At 32.4% G+C, this 18,244-nt stretch carries 17 protein-coding genes and 1 tRNA gene; 9 read left to right on the forward strand and 9 right to left on the reverse strand.

The genetic code is table 11. The features are described 5' to 3' along the window. Window positions 1–159 precede the first annotated feature (159 nt). The gene (locus tag C4S29_RS08600; RefSeq protein WP_103913748.1) at window positions 160–1,161 is read right to left on the reverse strand and encodes a glycosyltransferase; all 1,002 of its coding nucleotides are present in this window, start codon (window positions 1,159–1,161) and stop codon (window positions 160–162) included. Window positions 1,162–1,220: 59 nt separating this feature from the next. Next, window positions 1,221–2,390 carry a THUMP domain-containing class I SAM-dependent RNA methyltransferase gene (locus tag C4S29_RS08605; protein WP_103913749.1) on the reverse strand — a complete coding sequence of 390 codons (1,170 nt, stop codon included), beginning with the start codon at window positions 2,388–2,390 and terminating at the stop codon, window positions 1,221–1,223. Between the two features lie 430 nt (window positions 2,391–2,820). On the opposite strand from C4S29_RS08605, the gene C4S29_RS08610 reads away from it, so the two are divergent. Together C4S29_RS08610 and C4S29_RS08615 are read left to right on the forward strand one after the other, a co-directional pair. Beyond that, the gene (locus tag C4S29_RS08610) at window positions 2,821–3,549 is read left to right on the forward strand and encodes a class I SAM-dependent DNA methyltransferase (RefSeq protein ID WP_103913750.1); all 729 of its coding nucleotides are present in this window, start codon (window positions 2,821–2,823) and stop codon (window positions 3,547–3,549) included. A gap of 1 nt (window position 3,550) precedes the next feature. Further along, window positions 3,551–4,249 (forward strand): ZIP family metal transporter, encoded by a 699-nt coding sequence (locus tag C4S29_RS08615; RefSeq protein WP_103913751.1) that lies wholly within the window; start codon window positions 3,551–3,553, stop codon window positions 4,247–4,249. 28 nt (window positions 4,250–4,277) lie between these two features. Here C4S29_RS08615 and C4S29_RS08620 read toward each other — a convergent pair whose 3' ends face one another. From C4S29_RS08620 to C4S29_RS08640, 5 genes are all read right to left on the reverse strand, one after another. Continuing rightward, window positions 4,278–4,883 (reverse strand): DUF3575 domain-containing protein, encoded by a 606-nt coding sequence (locus tag C4S29_RS08620; RefSeq protein WP_103913752.1) that lies wholly within the window; start codon window positions 4,881–4,883, stop codon window positions 4,278–4,280. 4 nt (window positions 4,884–4,887) lie between these two features. Beyond that, window positions 4,888–6,063, reverse strand: a complete 1,176-nt coding sequence (locus C4S29_RS08625) for a thioredoxin family protein (RefSeq protein WP_103913753.1) — start codon at window positions 6,061–6,063, stop codon at window positions 4,888–4,890. A gap of 203 nt (window positions 6,064–6,266) precedes the next feature. Further along, window positions 6,267–6,339: transfer RNA gene (locus C4S29_RS08630), tRNA-Phe, on the reverse strand. 90 nt (window positions 6,340–6,429) lie between these two features. Beyond that, window positions 6,430–8,271: a lysophospholipid acyltransferase family protein gene (locus C4S29_RS08635; protein WP_103913754.1), complete on the reverse strand. Its 1,842-nt coding sequence runs from the start codon at window positions 8,269–8,271 to the stop codon at window positions 6,430–6,432. A 29-nt stretch (window positions 8,272–8,300) separates the two neighbouring features. Next, window positions 8,301–9,539, reverse strand: coding sequence for an aspartate kinase (locus C4S29_RS08640; RefSeq protein WP_103913755.1), 1,239 nt, complete (start codon window positions 9,537–9,539; stop codon window positions 8,301–8,303). A gap of 218 nt (window positions 9,540–9,757) precedes the next feature. Here C4S29_RS08640 and fbp point away from each other — a divergent pair, with 218 nt between their 5' ends. Both fbp and C4S29_RS14830 read left to right on the forward strand, forming a co-directional pair. After that, window positions 9,758–10,774: a class 1 fructose-bisphosphatase gene (gene fbp, locus C4S29_RS08645; RefSeq protein WP_103913756.1), complete on the forward strand. Its 1,017-nt coding sequence runs from the start codon at window positions 9,758–9,760 to the stop codon at window positions 10,772–10,774. A 552-nt stretch (window positions 10,775–11,326) separates the two neighbouring features. Continuing rightward, window positions 11,327–11,755 carry a DUF7336 domain-containing protein gene (locus tag C4S29_RS14830; protein ID WP_185116960.1) on the forward strand — a complete coding sequence of 143 codons (429 nt, stop codon included), beginning with the start codon at window positions 11,327–11,329 and terminating at the stop codon, window positions 11,753–11,755. A gap of 79 nt (window positions 11,756–11,834) precedes the next feature. Here the strand turns inward: C4S29_RS14830 and C4S29_RS14745 are convergent, their stop codons facing one another. Next, a complete protein-coding gene (locus tag C4S29_RS14745) occupies window positions 11,835–11,990 on the reverse strand; it encodes a hypothetical protein (RefSeq protein ID WP_159969840.1) in 156 nt (51 codons plus the stop codon). Window positions 11,991–12,107: 117 nt separating this feature from the next. Between C4S29_RS14745 and C4S29_RS08660 the strand changes: the two genes are divergently transcribed. From C4S29_RS08660 to C4S29_RS08680, 5 genes are all read left to right on the forward strand, one after another. After that, the gene (locus tag C4S29_RS08660) at window positions 12,108–12,824 is read left to right on the forward strand and encodes a leucine-rich repeat domain-containing protein (protein WP_103913758.1); all 717 of its coding nucleotides are present in this window, start codon (window positions 12,108–12,110) and stop codon (window positions 12,822–12,824) included. A gap of 342 nt (window positions 12,825–13,166) precedes the next feature. Beyond that, window positions 13,167–14,243, forward strand: a complete 1,077-nt coding sequence (locus tag C4S29_RS08665) for a helix-turn-helix domain-containing protein (protein WP_103913759.1) — start codon at window positions 13,167–13,169, stop codon at window positions 14,241–14,243. A gap of 456 nt (window positions 14,244–14,699) precedes the next feature. Then, window positions 14,700–14,900, forward strand: a complete 201-nt coding sequence (locus C4S29_RS08670; protein WP_262496761.1) for a type II toxin-antitoxin system ParD family antitoxin — start codon at window positions 14,700–14,702, stop codon at window positions 14,898–14,900. Between the two features lie 549 nt (window positions 14,901–15,449). Then, a complete protein-coding gene (locus C4S29_RS08675; RefSeq protein WP_103913761.1) occupies window positions 15,450–15,917 on the forward strand; it encodes a VOC family protein in 468 nt (155 codons plus the stop codon). Between the two features lie 216 nt (window positions 15,918–16,133). Then, on the forward strand, window positions 16,134–17,195 hold the full coding sequence (locus C4S29_RS08680) for an o-succinylbenzoate synthase (protein ID WP_103913937.1): 1,062 nt from the start codon (window positions 16,134–16,136) through the stop codon (window positions 17,193–17,195). A gap of 5 nt (window positions 17,196–17,200) precedes the next feature. Here the strand turns inward: C4S29_RS08680 and C4S29_RS08685 are convergent, their stop codons facing one another. Next, window positions 17,201–18,145 carry a glycosyltransferase gene (locus C4S29_RS08685; protein WP_103913762.1) on the reverse strand — a complete coding sequence of 315 codons (945 nt, stop codon included), beginning with the start codon at window positions 18,143–18,145 and terminating at the stop codon, window positions 17,201–17,203. Window positions 18,146–18,244 lie beyond the last annotated feature (99 nt).

Genomic DNA, 18,244 nt, shown 5'->3' on the forward strand with positions numbered 1-18,244 from the left:
ATTAATTTAATCTAAATATTTTTACAAAAAACACAAATTCAATTGCATTTTATTTAATGTTCTTTGGCAAATATAAAATTTTTAATAAATAAAACACCTCACAAAACAACGCAACAAAATCAAAACCAACTTCTTTGCACTTAAAAAAAAATTATTCAACTAATTTTTATAAAAATGACTTGGAAAAGCCTCTTCTGGCTTTTGCCGAAAAACATTGAGCAAAAACCAAGATTTTAGGAAACCAAAGCCGTAAGAAAAAAGTTGTATGTAACTGGAAATCACCGCCAAAGATGCAATACTTACATTTCTGGTTTTCCATAAAGCGTGAAAGAAAATTACAAATGTGTAAAGACCATAAAGCCCTAAAAGCAAACCATTTAGCCACATAAAATAATTGAAAATCCCCAGAAAATAACCCAGCAAAAAGAGCGAAGGAAACGCAAAAGTGAGTTTTGTAAACTCCGGATGACGTTGATTTAAAATCGGTCTCGCCACACCAAATTGATAAACTTGCTTAGAAAATTTGCCAAAATCTGTTCTTCTTTTGTGATAAACGCCAATATTTTCGAAAAATCTTGTCGAGAAATTGTGTTCCCACAAAGTCATCGACAAATCTGGATCTTCACCAATACGTAAATCTGAAAAACCGCCGACTTCTAAAAAAGCACTTTTTTTCACGCCCATATTAAAACTTCTCGGTTGAAATTTTGTGACGGATTTTGCATTCCCTCGAATTCCGCCGGTGGTGAAAACGGAAGTCATCGAATAGGAAATTGCCTTTTGAATTAAATTAAAACCTTTGTGCGCTTTATCTGCGCCACCAAAAGCATCACAAGGATTTTCTGAAAGATTTTTCTTAATATTTTCAATGTAATCTTCCTCAACAATCACATCAGAATCTACAAAAACCAACCAATCATTTTTGGCTCTTTTGGCGCCGTAATTTCTAGATAAACCTGGCCCAGAATTGGGTTTTCGGAAAAACTGAATATTCAAAGTTTCAGAAAAAAGTTCAATAGTTGGAAGCAAAGCGATTTTTGAACCATCATCAACAACAATAATTTCAAAATCTTTATCGGTTTGCGCCAATAACGAATTGAGCAACTCGAAAAGTTCGTCTTTGCGATTGTAGATGGCGATGATTATTGAGATTGAATTCAATTTAACAATGTATTTAATTTAAGAATGTAACAATTAATTTAGATCGGTATGTTAAACTGTTATATTGTTTCATTATTTAACTTATGAATCTTTTTCGTCCCTTCATACATTTCATATTGCAAAAATCTGCATTCTAATTTCCCGTTGAATAATTTTATTTTTCTGGAAGGTCTTAAACCCACTTTTTTTACGGCTTCTAAATCTGAAGAAATCATCCATGCTAAAGTATTTGGGTAATTTTTCTTAAAAGTATCGCCAATTTTGCTGTAAAAATCTTCGTCTGTAATTTCAATTCTCTCGTCATAAGGCGGATTGAAAACCATCAACAAAGGAAATAATTCTTTTTTACTGTCGAAAAAGTTTTGCTTTCTTACTTCAATCACTTCTTCCAATTCTGCGGCAGCAATATTGTCGCCTGCGGCGTCAAGCATCACATTATCAATATCATAACCGACAATTTTTCCGGTAAATTCTTTAATTCTTTTAATTCGGTTTTCTTTAATGGTCGAAAATAATTCGGCATCATAATTCGGCCAGTTTTGAAAGCCAAATTCTTTCCGGAAAATCTGCGCCGGCAAATCCATCGCAATCATCGCCGCTTCAATCAATAAAGTCCCAGAACCACACATTGGATCCAGAAAATTTCCTTTGCCGTCCCAACTTGCCAATTGCAACATTCCTGAGGCTAAAACTTCGTTGATTGGCGCTTCACCTTGGGTTTTTCTGTAACCTCTTTTAAACAAAGCATCACCAGAAGAATCCAAAGAAATAGTCACCAATTCACGATCGATATGAAGGTGAATTTTTATTTCAGGGTTTTTAGAATCTACATTTGGGCGCGTGTTGTACTTAAATTTAAAATAATCGACAATCGCATCTTTCATTTTTTGAACCATAAATTGCGAGTGCGAAAATCGGTCGGAATAAATGGTAGAATCTATGGCAAAACTCTGATCAACGCGCAAATAATCTTCCCAAGGGAAATCAAATAATTTATCATAAAAACGGTTTTCGTCCCAAGTTTTGAAGGTCAAAATCGGTACTAAAATTTTTAAAGCCGTTCTACAACTGTAATTTATTTTATAAAGAAAACCCAAATCGCCTTCGCAATTGACTGCGCGGTTTTTCACTTCCACATTTTGTCCGCCCAATTTTTTAATTTCCGCCGCCAAAATTTCTTCTAAACCGAAAAAGGTTTTGATTTGTATTTTTAAATTGTCTGAATCCATAATTAGTTGTTAGTTGATAGTTGTCAGTTGATGGTTTTTAGCAAATACATTTTTATCTACTAACATGTCTTATCACATTTTTGCAAATTTAGTTATTTTTAATGATTGATTATTTTAACCTGTTGTGCATATAGAAAAACATTAAACGCAAAGGCGCAAGTAATTTATTTTCAAATATTTACGTTTATAAGGCGCAAAGTTTTAACTTCGTTAAAAGTTGAAAATCTTTGATTTTCTTGCGCCTTAGAACTATTTTCATAATAACTAAGTTCTTGCGCCTTTGCGTTTAACTTGATTTACGGTTAATTATGCAGCTTGTCTAAATGCACAACAGGTTATTTTAGTATTTTAATAAGAAAATTTTTAAAAGTTACCATCAACTGACAACTAAATACCATCAACTATCAACCAAAAAACTTATTTTTGCGGAATGGAATGGTTTAATACTTGGTTTAATACGCCTTACTATCACATACTTTATCAAGACAGAGATTACAAGGAAGGTGAGCAATTTTTAGAAAAATTAATTGGTGTTTTAGATTTAAAACCGCACTCAAAAATCATCGATTTGGCTTGTGGACGAGGCAGACATTCGGTTTTTCTAAATAAGATGGGATTTGATGTTTTGGGTTTAGATTTGTCTAAAGAAAGTATTTTGTACGACAAAAAGTTTGAAAATGAAACTTTAAAGTTTGAAGTTCACGATATGCGAAACCCCATTAAATTTGGAAAAGTAGATGCTGTTTTTAATCTTTTCACCAGTTTTGGCTATTTTGAAACAGACAAAGAAGACCAGCAGGTTTTCTCTTCTGTTTCCGCTATTTTGGAAGAAAATGGATTATTTGTTTTAGACTTTATGAATGCGGCTTTTGTGAAAAATAATTTGATAGAAAACCAGGCAATTTTAAAACAAAATATCTTATTTCATATCAATAAAAAAATTGAAAATCAACATATCATCAAAACGATTTCTTTTCGCGATAAAGATGAAGATTTCAAATTCGAAGAAAAAGTAAAACTTCACGATTTAAAAGAAATGGATGCGTTCGCGGCAAATGCTGGCTTAGAAAGAATAAATATTTGGGGCGATTATAATCTAGATTTGTTTAAAGAAAAAACGTCTGAAAGATGCATAATTGTTTTTAAAAAAATAAAATAAAATGGTACAGATATTTATATTTATTCTCCTCTTAATGAGTGTTTTAGCGGGCGTTTTCCTTGGGAAATATTTCGGCAAGCAAGAAAAATTAGCAAAAAACCTACTTATTTTAAGTGCCGGTTTCTTAATTACGATTTGTTTAAATGAAGTATTTCCGGAAGTTTATGCGGCGGAAAATCATGCAATCGGACTTTGGATTATTGGCGGTGTTTTATTACAAATGATTTTAGAAAGTCTCACGAAAGGCTTTGAGCACGGGCATTTTCATAGCCACGGCGACCAAGCTATTTTACCAGTTGCCTTGATGATTGGCCTATTTTTCCACGCTTTTTTGGAAGGAATTCCTTTGGCTTCAGAAAGAGAAATTTTTTCGCCTTATTTAATGGGAATTTTATTTCACAACCTGCCAATTTCTTTTGTTTTAGGTGCTTTTTTAATTAAAAACAAGGCTTCTTTTAGTGCTAAATCTTGGCTGATCATATTAATATTTGCGATGGCATCACCAGTTGGGATGTTTTTGGGACATTATTTTAATCCGAATCTAAAAATATATTTCCTAGCGATTGTGGGTGGAATATTTTTACATATTTCTTCCGTCATTATTTTTGAAAGTAACAAAAATCACAACATAGATTGGATGAAAATTATTTTGGTAGTTTGTGGTGTTTTACTCGCTTTATCAGGACATTTGTTTCATTAATATTTAATAAAAACAATTTCAAGGGCTTTTATCTCAATTTATAAGAAATCATTACGCCACCGCGGTAAGGAATAAATTCGCCACTTTTGTTATAACCTTGCTCCACATCGTAACGCAATCCTGTTGTGCGATCGTATCCTTTATAAAAATCTTGAGAATTCCCGAAAGTGCCATAAATATCCATGTTCCATCTTTCTGCTAACTGGAATTGGTAACCAACTGTGGCTCCGATATAAAACGAGAAGCCTTTTTGGTAAAGGTTTGAATTTTCATATTCTACATTATTATCGTTAATGTAAATGCCTTTTTGCCAATAATTCCATTTTTGCAATTTAAATGCGGCTACAGCAATATTTGCCCCTACGTACCAATGTTTAAAAGCTTGATCGAAATAATACCTGCCTTCTGCCGATGCAGAATAATATTGTAACTCGTGATTAGCAAATGATTTCCATGGAGAAATTAGCACATCACCTTGCAAAGTGTAACGATTATTTAACTGGTATTCTAAACCCGCATTCATAATCCCAATAGGTAAAAAAAGCGCATTTGCTTTAACGTACAATGCCTTCTTTTCTTGCGAAAATATTTGCAAAAAGAAGGCTACAAAAAACAAAAAAAATAATTTCTTCATATATTTATTTTTTTAATTCTTCTAATAATGCGTCTGCTAAACTTGTGTCTTTCCCAGCCTGAGCAGCAATGTTTTTAGACATTTCAGCAAAAGATTTTGCTTTTTCTATATCGCCAGTTTTTTGATATAATTTTGCTAAAATATAGGTGTTTTCTGGATTTTCGCTTTTCATTACAGATTTTTCTGCCCAAACTTTGGCTTCGTTTAGTGATGCTTCATTAGTTACATTCTGACTAAAAATCCATGCTGCCTTGTCTAACTCTTTCGTTTCAAAATTATCTGGATTTTTATAGTATTCTAATGCTGCTTTTTCATAACCTGCAAAATTGCCAGTTTGCGGATAGAGGGAAATTTTCACTCTGTTTAATGCATTTTCTGCCTCCTCTTTACCCACGATTGGTGTTGCATTTTTGAAATAATAATCTTCATTTATTGTTCCATCTTTCTCATCAATAGACGCTTCCAAAACTTCCGACAATTTAATTTGATTATCAAATTGGGTATAAGTATCAAGTGGAATAATTTTCACTATTTCATCTTTATCGGCAACAAAAACTTTGTAAATAGGATCTTTTGTAGATTTTAAAAAATATAAGATATAAGAAACTTCTTGTTTGCTTAACTCTTTAGTTTTCTTTACTTCAAAATAACGTTCCGCTGCTTTTTTCGCAAATTCAAAATCCGAATTGGCATTATTTTTTATAATCGTTTCTAAAAATTGAGGATTAGATTCGCCTTTTTCAAAAAGAGCTTTCGGGGATTCTTTTGCATTAATTGGGTCTCCAACTTCTTTACCCAATGCTAAAAAATCACTAGGGCTCATGTAGCCTAATCCTTTCTGAATTACTTCTCCATCGCCATTTAAAAATAGAAGACTTGGATATGAGCGAATCATATATTTTCTGGCAATTTCTGGGCCTTCGCCTTTTTCCATATCGATGTGTGTATTGATGAAAGTTTTATTATAAAATTCTTTCACCGCAGGATCTGGAAAAACATTTCTTTCTAGTAATTTACAAGGGCCACACCAAGAAGCATATGCATCAAGAAAAACTAATTTTTTCTCTTTTTTTGCTTGTGCTAGAAGTTCTGCGAAAGGTTTATTTGAAAAATTAATGCTTTCCTGCGCAAGTAATTGCAGAGAAAGCATCAATAAAAGCACATATTTTATTTTTTTCATTACTAAAATTTAGAATGCGAAGTTAAAAATAATTTTTCCGTTGTGCACTTTGTTTTCGTTTAAAAAATGTTAAAAAGAATACACAACATTTAGAAATTTTAAAAATAAATTCACTATTTCTAAATACGAGTACCAATCAAATATGGATTTTCAAGCTATTTGTATTAAATAAAAAAAGCGTTAACATAATTGTTAACGCTTTGTGGTTTCTCCAGGGATCGAACCAGGGACACATGGATTTTCAGTCCATTGCTCTACCAACTGAGCTAAGAAACCATCACTTTGTTGTTTAAAGTGGTGCAAAAATAGAGACTTTTAGTATAAGTTGCAAATCATTTTAAATATTTTTTACAAATAATTTGAAACTCACTGGTTTTCAGTTTCAATATTATCTTGTTCCCTTCTATAATGTTCACTCATTTCTTCTAAAACAGGCTTAATGGTGCTTTCCGGCAAATCACTAATTCGGATATACATTAGTCCATCAATGGCATCATTAAAGGTTGGATCTACGTTGAAGGCAATTACTTTTGCATTTTGCTTAATGTATTTCTTAATTAAAACCGGAAGTCGCATTTCGGGTTCCAAATCATCAATTATTTTATCTAATTTATTAAGGTCAGAATCCAAATCTTCAAAAAACAAATGTTTATCGCGGTCTTTTAGGATGACTTTAAATTCATTTTTCGGGTGAACATATTGGGCAACTGCAGCATCATAATAATGTGAGCGCATGAATTCTATCATTAAAGATTTAGAAAATTCTGAAAATTTATCACTTATACTCACGCCGCCCATTAGAAATTTATGCTCTGGGTTTCTTAAGCAAACGTGTACGATACCGCGCCACAAAAGAAATAACGGTAATGGTTTTTGTTGATATTCTTGGGAAATATAGGCCCTTCCCATTTCTATTACTTTTCGGAAAAAGGGTTGTAATTCTAAATCAAATTCAAATAATGAACTGGTGTAAAAGCCATCTATACCATATTTTTTCATTATTTCGCAACCCAAGCCCATTCTATAAGCACCCACTAATTTTTGCTCTACATTATCCCATAGAAATAAATGGTGGTAATATTGATCGTATTTATCTAAATCAAAAGGCAGATTACTACCCTCGCCAATGGCGCGAAAAGTGAGTTCCCGCTGCCTGCCAATTTCCCGCATTATGGACGGAATATCTTCATATTTTGCAAAATAAATCTCATAATTTCCGTTAGAAAACATCATTTTATCTTGCTCTTTTAAGACCTTTACTTCCGCAATAAGATCTTCTTGTGGGGTTTCATCAATAATATTTTGAATGATATTTTCAGATTTTAAAATAGGAAATTTTAAGGCAAGATTTGGAATTTTTAATAGATCTGGTAGGCTTTTTCTTTTGTCATAATAAGATTTCAAGCGGTACACTTTTTTTCTTAAAAACGAGCCAAGTTCTTCTATCGTTTCGTTCTCTTCAATTAGTTTTACACTGACGGCCTTTCCTATTCTAATTCTAATTGGCTTATCTCGTTTATGCATCATTTCTGCTGGCAGCAAAAGTGTTTGCAAATCTGGATGAATTTTGGATACTCTATAAAATAACTGGCTATTTTTAGCATGAAAATACATCGGCACTACAGGTACTTTTGCTCGCTTTATGAGTTTCAATGCAGGTTTTTCCCATTCTCTATCTAATATTTCGCCATATTCATTATTAGTATTAGAAACTTCACCGGCGGGGAAAATCCCGAGGCAACCACCACTCTGCAAATGTTGCAAAGCGCCACGCATTCCGCTTGCACTGCTGTAGGCTTCTTTTCGACCTTCAAACGGATTCACAGAAATCACATACGGCTGCATAGGTTCAATTTTCGTTAAAAGAAAATTGCCCATTACTTTGAAATCTGGCCGAAGTTCCATAATTATTTTAATCATCAAAACGCCATCTATAGCACCAAGCGGATGATTACTCACTAAAATAAAAGGGCCTGTTTTGGGTATTTTTGCTAAATCTTCAGCAAAAACGATGTATTTTAAATTTCTATATTCAACGTACGCATCAAAAAATGCTTTTCCTTCCAGATGCTTCAGACTGTCATACATTTTATTGACCTCGTCAATCTTCGTTAATTTCATAAGTGCCGCCGCTGCTGGATTTTTTAAAAATCCAATCTTTTTAAGTCCAGCCGCAGAAATCAAATCTTGTTTAGAAATTAAACTCATCTGTAATTAGTTTTTAGTGTTCTTGCTTCTTAGTTTGTAACCATTTGCAGGGTTTTTTGAGATATTTGCTCGAGCAATATTTTTCTATTGGCGTAAAAATTTTCTAGTTTAGACGTATCGGCATTTCGGATGGTGAACAGGGAAACGTCTTTTATAATTTCTATATCAAAAAACTTTAAAAGTTCAGAATTAAGCAAATTTATGTTATTATATTTATCTTCTACACATAAAGCAAGAGAAATTGCTGAATTTTGCATCAATGAAATTTTAATTTTATTTTTTGCTAATTCAGAAAAAATGAGACTTAAATGTTCTTCTGCGATGAATGAAAAATCTCTTGTAGAAACATAAATTAAAATTTGGTTTTCTTTCAAAATATAACTTTCCACATATTCATTTTGGTCGCTTACGCTTACTTTTGTGCCCGCTTCTTTTGGGTTTAAAAAAGATTTTACAAAAAATGGAATATTCTTTTGTTTTAAAGGTTGCAACGTTTTTGGGTGAATAATGGAAGCACCATAATATGCCATTTCTATCGCTTCCTCATAAGAAATCCCAGAAAGCAATTGCACATTTTCAAATTTGCGCGGATCGCCAGTCATCACTCCAGGCACGTCTTTCCAAATCGTAAGATGATCTGCATCTAGGCAATAAGCAAAAATCGCGGCAGAATAATCTGAACCTTCTCTTCCCAAAGTTACCGTAAAATTATTCGGGTCTGAACCGATAAAACCTTGCGTTACAAAACATTCAGAATTATTTAGTGTTTTAATATTTTTCTCGGTTTCTTCCCAATTTACAAGACCTTCTCGGTATTGAGAATCGGTTTTGATGTAATCTCTCGCGTCAATCCAATTATTTTTAAACTGAATATCATTCAAATATTCACTTAAAATTTTAGAAGAAATCATTTCGCCACAACCAACCACTTGGTCGTAAACAAAATTATAATTTGGAGATTTATTTCTGCGTAAAAAAGAATTGATATCATCAAAAAACACCGCGATTTCCGATAACACAGGATGGTTTTCAGAAAATAGTTCTGATGTAATTTCAAGATGGTTTTCTTTAATTTTTTCTACTTCCGTTTCATAATCTTTCTTTTCAAAATAATTTTGAACCACCTTTTCCAAAGCATTTGTTGTTTTCCCCATTGCAGAAACCACAATCAAACATTTGCTAAAATGCTCAGTTTCTAATACAACCGCCACATTTTTTATGCCCTCCGCATCTTTCACAGACGCGCCACCAAATTTAAAAATTTTCATTTAAAAGTATATAAATCAATTTGTTAAGTTAAATAAATTAAAACTCTATGCATTTATTCAACCACCAAAAATATTAATTTAGAACGAGATATGAAAACTGAATATTTCCAATCTAAAGTTTAACGCTATTGTCTTTTTTTTAGACGATAAAATTTCCTTTATTAGTCTTATTCTGAAAAAGTTTTACGAAATTTGTAAGCAACCAAAAAAATCTAAAAATGTCGGATCAAACCTTTCAAACTCTGGGCGAATTTCTAATTGAGAAACAAGACGATTTCAAATATTCCAGTGGCGAACTTTCCCGATTATTAAGTGCGATTCGTCTCGCTTCAAAAGTGGTAAATCGCGAGGTAAACAAAGCCGGAATTGCGGAAATTATCGGGCAAGCCGGAAACCAAAATATCCAAGGTGAAGATCAGCAAAAATTAGATGTTTTGGCCAATGAAATTTTCATAGAAGCCCTTTCTCAAAGAGAAGTAGTTTGCGGCATTGCCTCCGAAGAAAACGACGAATTTATAGAATTAAAAAGCGGTACAAATGCACATTTAAGCAAATATGTGGTTTTAATCGATCCTTTAGACGGTTCCTCAAATATTGATGTGAATGTTTCTGTAGGAACCATTTTTTCAATTTATCGCCGCGTTTCTGAGCCTGGCCAACCTGTAGAATTACGAGATTTTCTACAAAAAGGTGTGAACCAAGTTGCCGCGGGTTACGTTGTTTACGGCTCTTCTACAATGATAGTTTACACGACAGGAAATGGCGTGAACGGCTTTACTTTAGACCCTTCAATTGGGACTTATTATCTATCGCACCCAAATATGACCTTCAGCAAAACTGGAAAAATTTATTCCATTAATGAAGGAAATTACATCAAATTCCCTCAAGGCGTGAAAGATTATCTAAAATACTGCCAAGAAGAAAAAGAAGACCGACCTTACACTTCCAGATATATTGGTTCTTTGGTTTCAGATTTCCACCGAAATATGATCAAAGGCGGGATTTACATTTATCCGTCCACATCACAATCCCCGAATGGAAAACTCCGATTGCTCTACGAATGCAATCCGATGGCTTTTTTAGCAGAACAAGCCGGTGGAAAATGCAGCGATGGTTTTCAGCGCGTTTTAGAAATAGAACCTACCGAATTGCACCAAAGAGTGCCGTTTTTCTGCGGCAGTTCTACAATGGTAGAAAAAGCGGAAGAATTTATGCGAAATGCGGGAAAAGGTTGAGGTTGAGGTTTAGGTTTAGGTTTAGGTTTAGAAGCAACAATATTTTTGTTTTTTTTTGAAGATTGGTCCCGCTTTCCGTTTCAATCTTTTTTGCGCGTCTCCGCCTTTGGCGGATCGCAGCAAAAAAGGATTTCCACTGCAATCGGGGCTAGAATTTCGGGTATATTTTCTTTCCACGGGAAGAAAGTTTCGCAAAATAAAAAATAATTCACCTGTTTGCGGTTTACCGCAATTGTCATTAGATCCTTTTTTCTATATTTGACATTAAATAAAAATATGACGATAGTCATACATATCCCAACGATTTTAGGTGGATATGTATAGTTTTGTCATACATATATACAAGTTGGGAAAAATCGCCCTTCGGGACGATTTTTCCCAACGTACGGCTCGGCTTCGCCGACAGTTGTGAAACCATCGTTGCATTCGCACGACGTTTTCACAACTGTCGCCTTTGACGCATTCTGAAAAAGAAGTTTTCAACTTCCTTTTCAGAACGACGACAAAGCCGAGCCGTACGTTAGCGGTCAGTTTAAAAACAGTATCAAGACAATGAAAACAGTATTTATTTTACATCATTCCTACGAACTTGAAGAATATGAAGAGACGAAATTAATTGGGGCTTACTCGACAAGAGAACAAACTGAATTAGCAATAAATAGACTTAAAGACAAAAATGGTTTTAAATACAGACCAGACGCATTTGAAATTTCGGAATACGAACTGGACCAAGACAACTGGACAGAAGGCTTTGCAACAATGACAACCATTCAGGTAAAAAGTAAAAACGATACTTGGATAACAGTCCAAGCCGAGTGTCTGCCAAATAATCAGTACCAAATTTGTGAACTATACGAAAATGATTTGCTTGGAGAATTTAAGCATTTGGACATTGTAGAGTGTGAAGAAAAAGAAAATGATTTATTTGCCGTTAAACTTATAAGTAAATCCGACACGCAATCAAGAAATGACGAAAGATAAAGAAAACCGAACCGCTAACATCACCTACCCAAAAGGCGGGGTTTCGTGTTCCAAAGACAGTTTTGTGGTTAATCAAACATTAATTTTTCAAATCAAGTTTTGTGGTAAAAGTCCCGCCCTTCGGGTAGCCGCCAACCGTTGGGAAAAATCGCCCTTCGGGACGATTTTTCCCAACGTACGGCTCGGCTTCGCCGACAGTTGTGAAACCATCGTTGCATTCGCACGACGTTTTCACAACTGTCGGCTTTGACGCATTCTGAAAAAGAAGTTTTCAACTTCCTTTTCAGAACGACAACAAAGCCGAGCCGTACGTTATATGCAATTTTAACAACACTATCCATAATTGACATTTATGAAAATTATATCAACTTTTTTTTTACTTATTACGACTATTTGTTCCGCTCAAAGTATAAAATTTGAGAATCCAGAATTTGAAAAATTAGTTTTAACAAAATATCCTGAAATTGACGCAAACAAAAACAATCGGATTGAACAAAATGAAACTGAAAGTTTGGAAAAACTAAGTTTAATGGAAACAAATTTAACAAATGCAAATGACGTAAAGTATTTCAAAAATTTGACCTATTTATCACTTACAATCAACAATATTGAAGAATTCATAATTAAGGATTTTTTAAAATTAGAAAAACTATATATCGCAAGAAATAAGTTGAAAAAACTTGAAATTTCTAATCTACCATTACTAAATGAATTTGCTTGTGGTTTAAATCAATTAAAAACAGTTAAAATTAAAAACTGTCCTAATATTGTGTCTTTAAATATTATGGATAATCAAATAAAAAGGATTGACTTAAGTCAATTTAAAAAATTAAAATATTTGACTATTGATAATAATAAATTAGAAAATCTTGACTTATCGAATAATCTCGACTTGATACAAATTACTATTGACGATAATAATATTAAGACAATTGATATAACGAAAAATCAAAATCTTAAAATGAATATACTTTATATTGATGATGATGTCAAGATTATAGGAACACCTGAACAATTATCTAGATATAAACCTGCAACAAAAGTTGGACCTCCACCTCCAAGTAAATAAAAACTACAGGTAACAAGGATAACCGCCCCACAACCCCAACATTTTCAATATTTTTTAAAAAAAATAAGATAAAAGAAAGTTCTTATAAAACGATTTTAGAAAGGTTTATTTTTATTGTAAGGATTTTTGCGTTTCTTAGAATGCGTTATTTTCCAATACTGCGCATGTGCAACCCAAGACCAACAAATAAATAATAGTAGAGAAATAACAGCTTATCTAATAAAATTACACTACATTTATAAGCACGGATTAAAACGCCGTGCTAACGTTCTAAAAAACCAAATGATGAAATGAAAAAAGCGTGTATTTTACTACCATACTCATTTTATTACGTCAACCTATATGATTTTAGCCAAATGGTTTCAATTTGTAAAACCTAACTTTAATTTCTTCAAAGACGGGTTTTTTGAATTTCCTTTCTTAGCCAATACGCCCGAATTATTTATCGAATCTACCATAAAATCTCCCGGAAGCAAACATGTTCCCGAAGAGCAAGCCGTTTACCGAAACAATCCCTTCATTAAAGGAGAAATGCGCTATCGCAAAATAGATGAAGGATTGTGGCTTACCATCACCAGTGTAAAATTCAAATACAACACCATAATCAAATCGGCTTACGACAGAGATCTTCCAAGTGAGCACTACTCTATTACTTTTACCGTTTTTGAAAGTGAAGTAAAACTTCAAAACACTTTTATCAATAAAATGCCATTTTTTAATAAATTTTGGAGTTTAAAAAAGCCCGGTACAGACGTGGGAGCGAGTTTTTATAAAGGCTCAAAATGCGAATTTTATATTTTTTACGTCAGCCCAAGTTGGTTAGAAAAACACATTCCGCTTGATAAATTGGATGCAAAAACTCCTTTTAAAATGTTTTTAGATTCCGATAAAGGTTTTATTTCTTACCAAGATATTGTGCCCAATGCAGAACATTTTGCGCATGAGATTTTGCATATTTTTAAGACTTTTAAAGAAGATGTTTTTAATGAAACACTATTAAAAACGCAGGCTTTAAGTTTGATCTCCTCTTTTTTTAAAAATGCAGTTGCAGATCTACGAAGCGGAAATTATCGGGAAAAAGGCAGCATTGATTATAAATTAATTGCGAAATGCGAAAGTATAATCTCTACCAATTTATCAGAACAATTTATCGGGATTGATGCACTTGCTCTAAAACTAAATATATCGCCAACTAAATTGAAAACAGATTTCAAATCGGTGTATGGAACCTCGATATTACAGTATATTATTGAGAAAAAAATGCAATTGGCCATGCAACTTTTGCTAAGCACCGAAATGCAAATAAAGCACATTTGCTATCAAGTGGGCTACGAAAGCCCAAGTAAATTTAGCGCAGCATTCAAGAAAAAACATGGCAAACTTCCTTCAGATTTTCGACCAGAAAACGCATCCAACTAATTCATTTTTTTTCGAGAAAAAATAAACAAAAGATGTCCGATTGGGCTATCGATTTGTCTGAATGGGCTACTGCAGATGATTTTTAGATATTAATTTTGCATCAGTAATCTAAGATCCAAACTGCATAAATAAAAAGTGTAGTCCTATTTTAATTTTTTATTAAATAAAAGTATAGTTTATTGGTTCTAAAGACACAATTGATGAAGAAAGTTGCACAAAAAAAATGTGCAGCTTTTTTTTATGAAAATCTCTCTAAATAAATTAATATTCTAAATTAAAACCTTTACTACAAAGTAACTTTTGCTACTTTTGCAATTAAATGTTTTGTAATAATGACAGCAAAATTCAAGCAATACAGTCTCAATTTTAAAAATCAGAGTTTGACAAACTTATTTTTGACAACTTAAAAGAAAATAATCTGTAAGACAAATTTGAAAATTAAGAAGCAAAAAAATCATATTCAAATATAAAAATTTAAGTGAAGTTATTCGTGCAGGACTTCGACTTTTAGAAGATGAAGAAAGTAAAGTTATTACTTTGAGAAATGCAATTCAAAAAGGTTTAGAAAGTCCAAGAGTTGAAGATTTTGACTTTGACGAAAATTTAATACGCCTAAAAGCCGAAAAAAGAAAAATCGGGATATTTAAAAGGAAGTAGCGGAGACAGAACTTACTTCTACTATCACAATTTAGAAAACTTAGAGCCTGTTTAAATTTCATTCAATAAATTTTTTATAGCCTTTTCTTAATTTTCTAAATTAAAATAAAATCTGTTTATTCTTAAATTTAACATTAAGAATTTCAGTGAGTTAAGTTTATTCTGATTAAGCAATCAATAAATTGATTTTTATTAAGTTTTTTAAGCGAAAATGGCTTAATTCCTTAATGGTAAAAATAAATTATAAATTTAAACAGGCTCTTAACAAACCAATTAAAACTTAACAATTTTGAAAAGCAAAATGTAATACGTAAAAATTATATTAAAAATTACAAAACAAAAGAAATCCATACAATTATTATAGCAGAAAAATAATCGAATACCTATTTGCAGTTTGGTGCAAATGTCAATTTTTTGGTAAATTTAATTTTTTAAATTAGCATTTGTAAATACTTTAGCGTTTTTATACTAAAATTAAAGTCAAAAGCAAAAAGCAATAAAATCAGGCAAAGTGTAGCAAAAAGTAACACCAAAAATACGACTAAAAAAATGATCCCTCAAAAAATAACTCCTTCAATTTGGGTCGAAACAACTGATGCCAAAGAAGTTGCCGATTACTATCTTTCCATATTTAAAGATGGTAAACTAAAACAACATCACAAATACACAAACCCACCAGAAGCAGGTGGTGGAAACTTTGAAACTGCTACCATTGAAATTGCAGGCCTAGAATTAAGCATTTTAGCAGCAGGGCCATTTCAGAAATTTAATGAATCCGTATCTTTAGTCATTAACACAAAAGACCAGGCCGAAACAGATTATTATTGGAACGCCTTAACTAAAAATGGCGGACAAGAAAGTTCCTGCGGTTGGTGCAAAGACAAATACGGCTTATCGTGGCAAGTAGTTCCCGTAAAATATTTTGACCTCATAAATAACGATGACCCAAATGTAAGAGATAAAGCGATTAGGAATACACTTAAACAGAAAAAGTTAATACTTTCCGAACTTATTTAATTATTTACAAACTGCTTTGCAGAAATTGGAAGACAAAATTCACACAGACAGAAAAAAAGACCCATTTGAGGACGCATCCAAAAGTGAGTACATAACAATATTCTTAAGGCAGATTTGTGCTTTTTCAAACATCTATTTTAAAAACTAGGTTTTGTAGTAGAAACCTTGCTCATCGACAAATATAAAATAGTTGGAAAATCAATTAAATTAATTAAAATGACCTCCAAATTCAAAAAATACATCCTCAACTTCAAAAATCCCAGCGGAACGTCGCGCGGTATTTTAAATATAAAAGAAACTTTTTTTCTAGAAATATTTGATGGCGATAAAAAAGGAATTGGCGAATGCGCACTTTTCCGAGGTTTGAGTTTTGATGATGTTCCGGCTTATGAAGAAAAACTAACTTGGCTTTGTGAACATATTAATGAAAACCCTGAAGTTTTAAAGCAAGAATTACAAAATTTCCCTTCCATTTGGTTTGGCTACGAACAAGCAATTTTAAACTTAAATCTACCAGAAAACATTTATTTCCCAAGTGAATTTACCGAAGGAAAATCTTCCATAAAAATCAACGGATTAATCTGGATGGGAAACGCCGCGTTTATGCAAAGCCAAATTGAAGAAAAAGTAGCGCAAGGTTTTGATTGCATCAAACTAAAAATCGGCGTAGATTGGGTTTCTGAAAAAGAAATTTTAAAACATTTAAGACAAAATTTTTCCAGCGAAATTTTAGAATTACGCGTCGATGCAAACGGTGGATTTTCTTTTGACGAAGCAAAAATAGTTTTGCAGGAATTGGTCGATTTAGAAATTCATTCTATTGAACAACCGATAAAAGCGATTTCAAAAGAACCAAGAACCAAGAGCCAAGAATCAAGAAATTCAACGGATTGCTTCGTTCCTCGCAATGAAATGGCGGAACTTTGCGCCGAAACACCTACGCCGATCGCTTTGGATGAAGAATTAATTGGCGTGATAAATTTTGCAGAAAAAAAACAACTTTTAGAACAAATAAAACCGCAATATATCATCTTGAAACCCGCTTTGGTAGGCGGTTTTTCTGGTTGCGACGAATGGATTTCTTTAGCAGAAAATCTCAATATCGGTTGGTGGATTACTTCGGCTTTAGAAAGCAACATTGGTTTAAACGCAATTGCGCAATATACTTTTACCAAAAACAATAAAATGCCGCAAGGTTTGGGAACCGGCGCGCTTTTCACGAATAATTTTCCTTCCGTTTTAGAATTAAATGGAGATCAACTTTCGTTTAAAATTTGATTATTTTATTTCAGTACAGAAAAACGGTAAGATAAACTGAAGCACATATAAATTCTTTTAAAAAATGATGGTTTTTTATCTATTTTATAAAAATCATAATTATTCAAGATGTAGTTAAAATTAATTAAATTTTGGCGCAAAAGTTTAACATAGGTAGAAAAATTTGGTTTTTTTGAAATGGTTTGGTTTAAAACTGAAAAATAATTAACCATTTTTCGAGAGGTGCTTATCTGCGAAATTGCATACGCGTTAGAAGCCACGTAAATGTAATAGTTCATTCGCATTTTGGTCGAAGTACTATTTGGATGTTGCCTAAAATAAACCAACGACTTATTTAAAAATTTAATTTTCCCTACATCTAAAAGTATCAATGTAAGAACATAATCAAAATAAATCTTATTTCTATCTTTTATTTTCGACATCCTTTCAATGATGTAAGGAATTTGATTAGAACGAATCAAAATCGTATGTCCCGCCACAATATTTTTCAAGGCTAAATCAATCGGGAAAGAATAATAAGGTTTAATTTTATTGGGATCTCTTTTTGATTTGCAGATCGTATTAACGTCGCTTTCATTGTATAAAAGATAAGAATTTGAAAAGTTCATCAAAACATTTTCATCTTCTTTCACCAAATCTGCCAATTGAATCTCGATTTTATTTTTGAGCCAAATATCATCTTGATCGGCGAAAAATAGATACTCAGATTTCACATATTTCAACCCAGAAAGAAAATTATTGAAATATCCTAAATTTTTCTCATTTTGATGAAATTCAATTCTATCATCAGTTAAAATCAATTTCTTTAAAATCTCAACTGTTCGATCCGAAGAAATATCATCAACAATAATTAACTTAAAATCTTTGTGCGTTTGGTCTAAAATAGATTGTATTTGTTGCTCAATAAAATCTTCACCATTGTAAGTACACATTAAAATATCAACTCTCATTCTTTCAATTTTACCTCAACTTTTTTGGTTGATTTAGATTTTATTTATACCAAAAATATTATTTTGCAAAATAAAGATAAATTAATAATACGGCGGAAA

The sequence above is a fragment of the Halpernia humi genome (genome assembly GCF_900108025.1).
Taxonomy (GTDB): Bacteria; Bacteroidota; Bacteroidia; order Flavobacteriales; family Weeksellaceae; genus Halpernia; species Halpernia humi.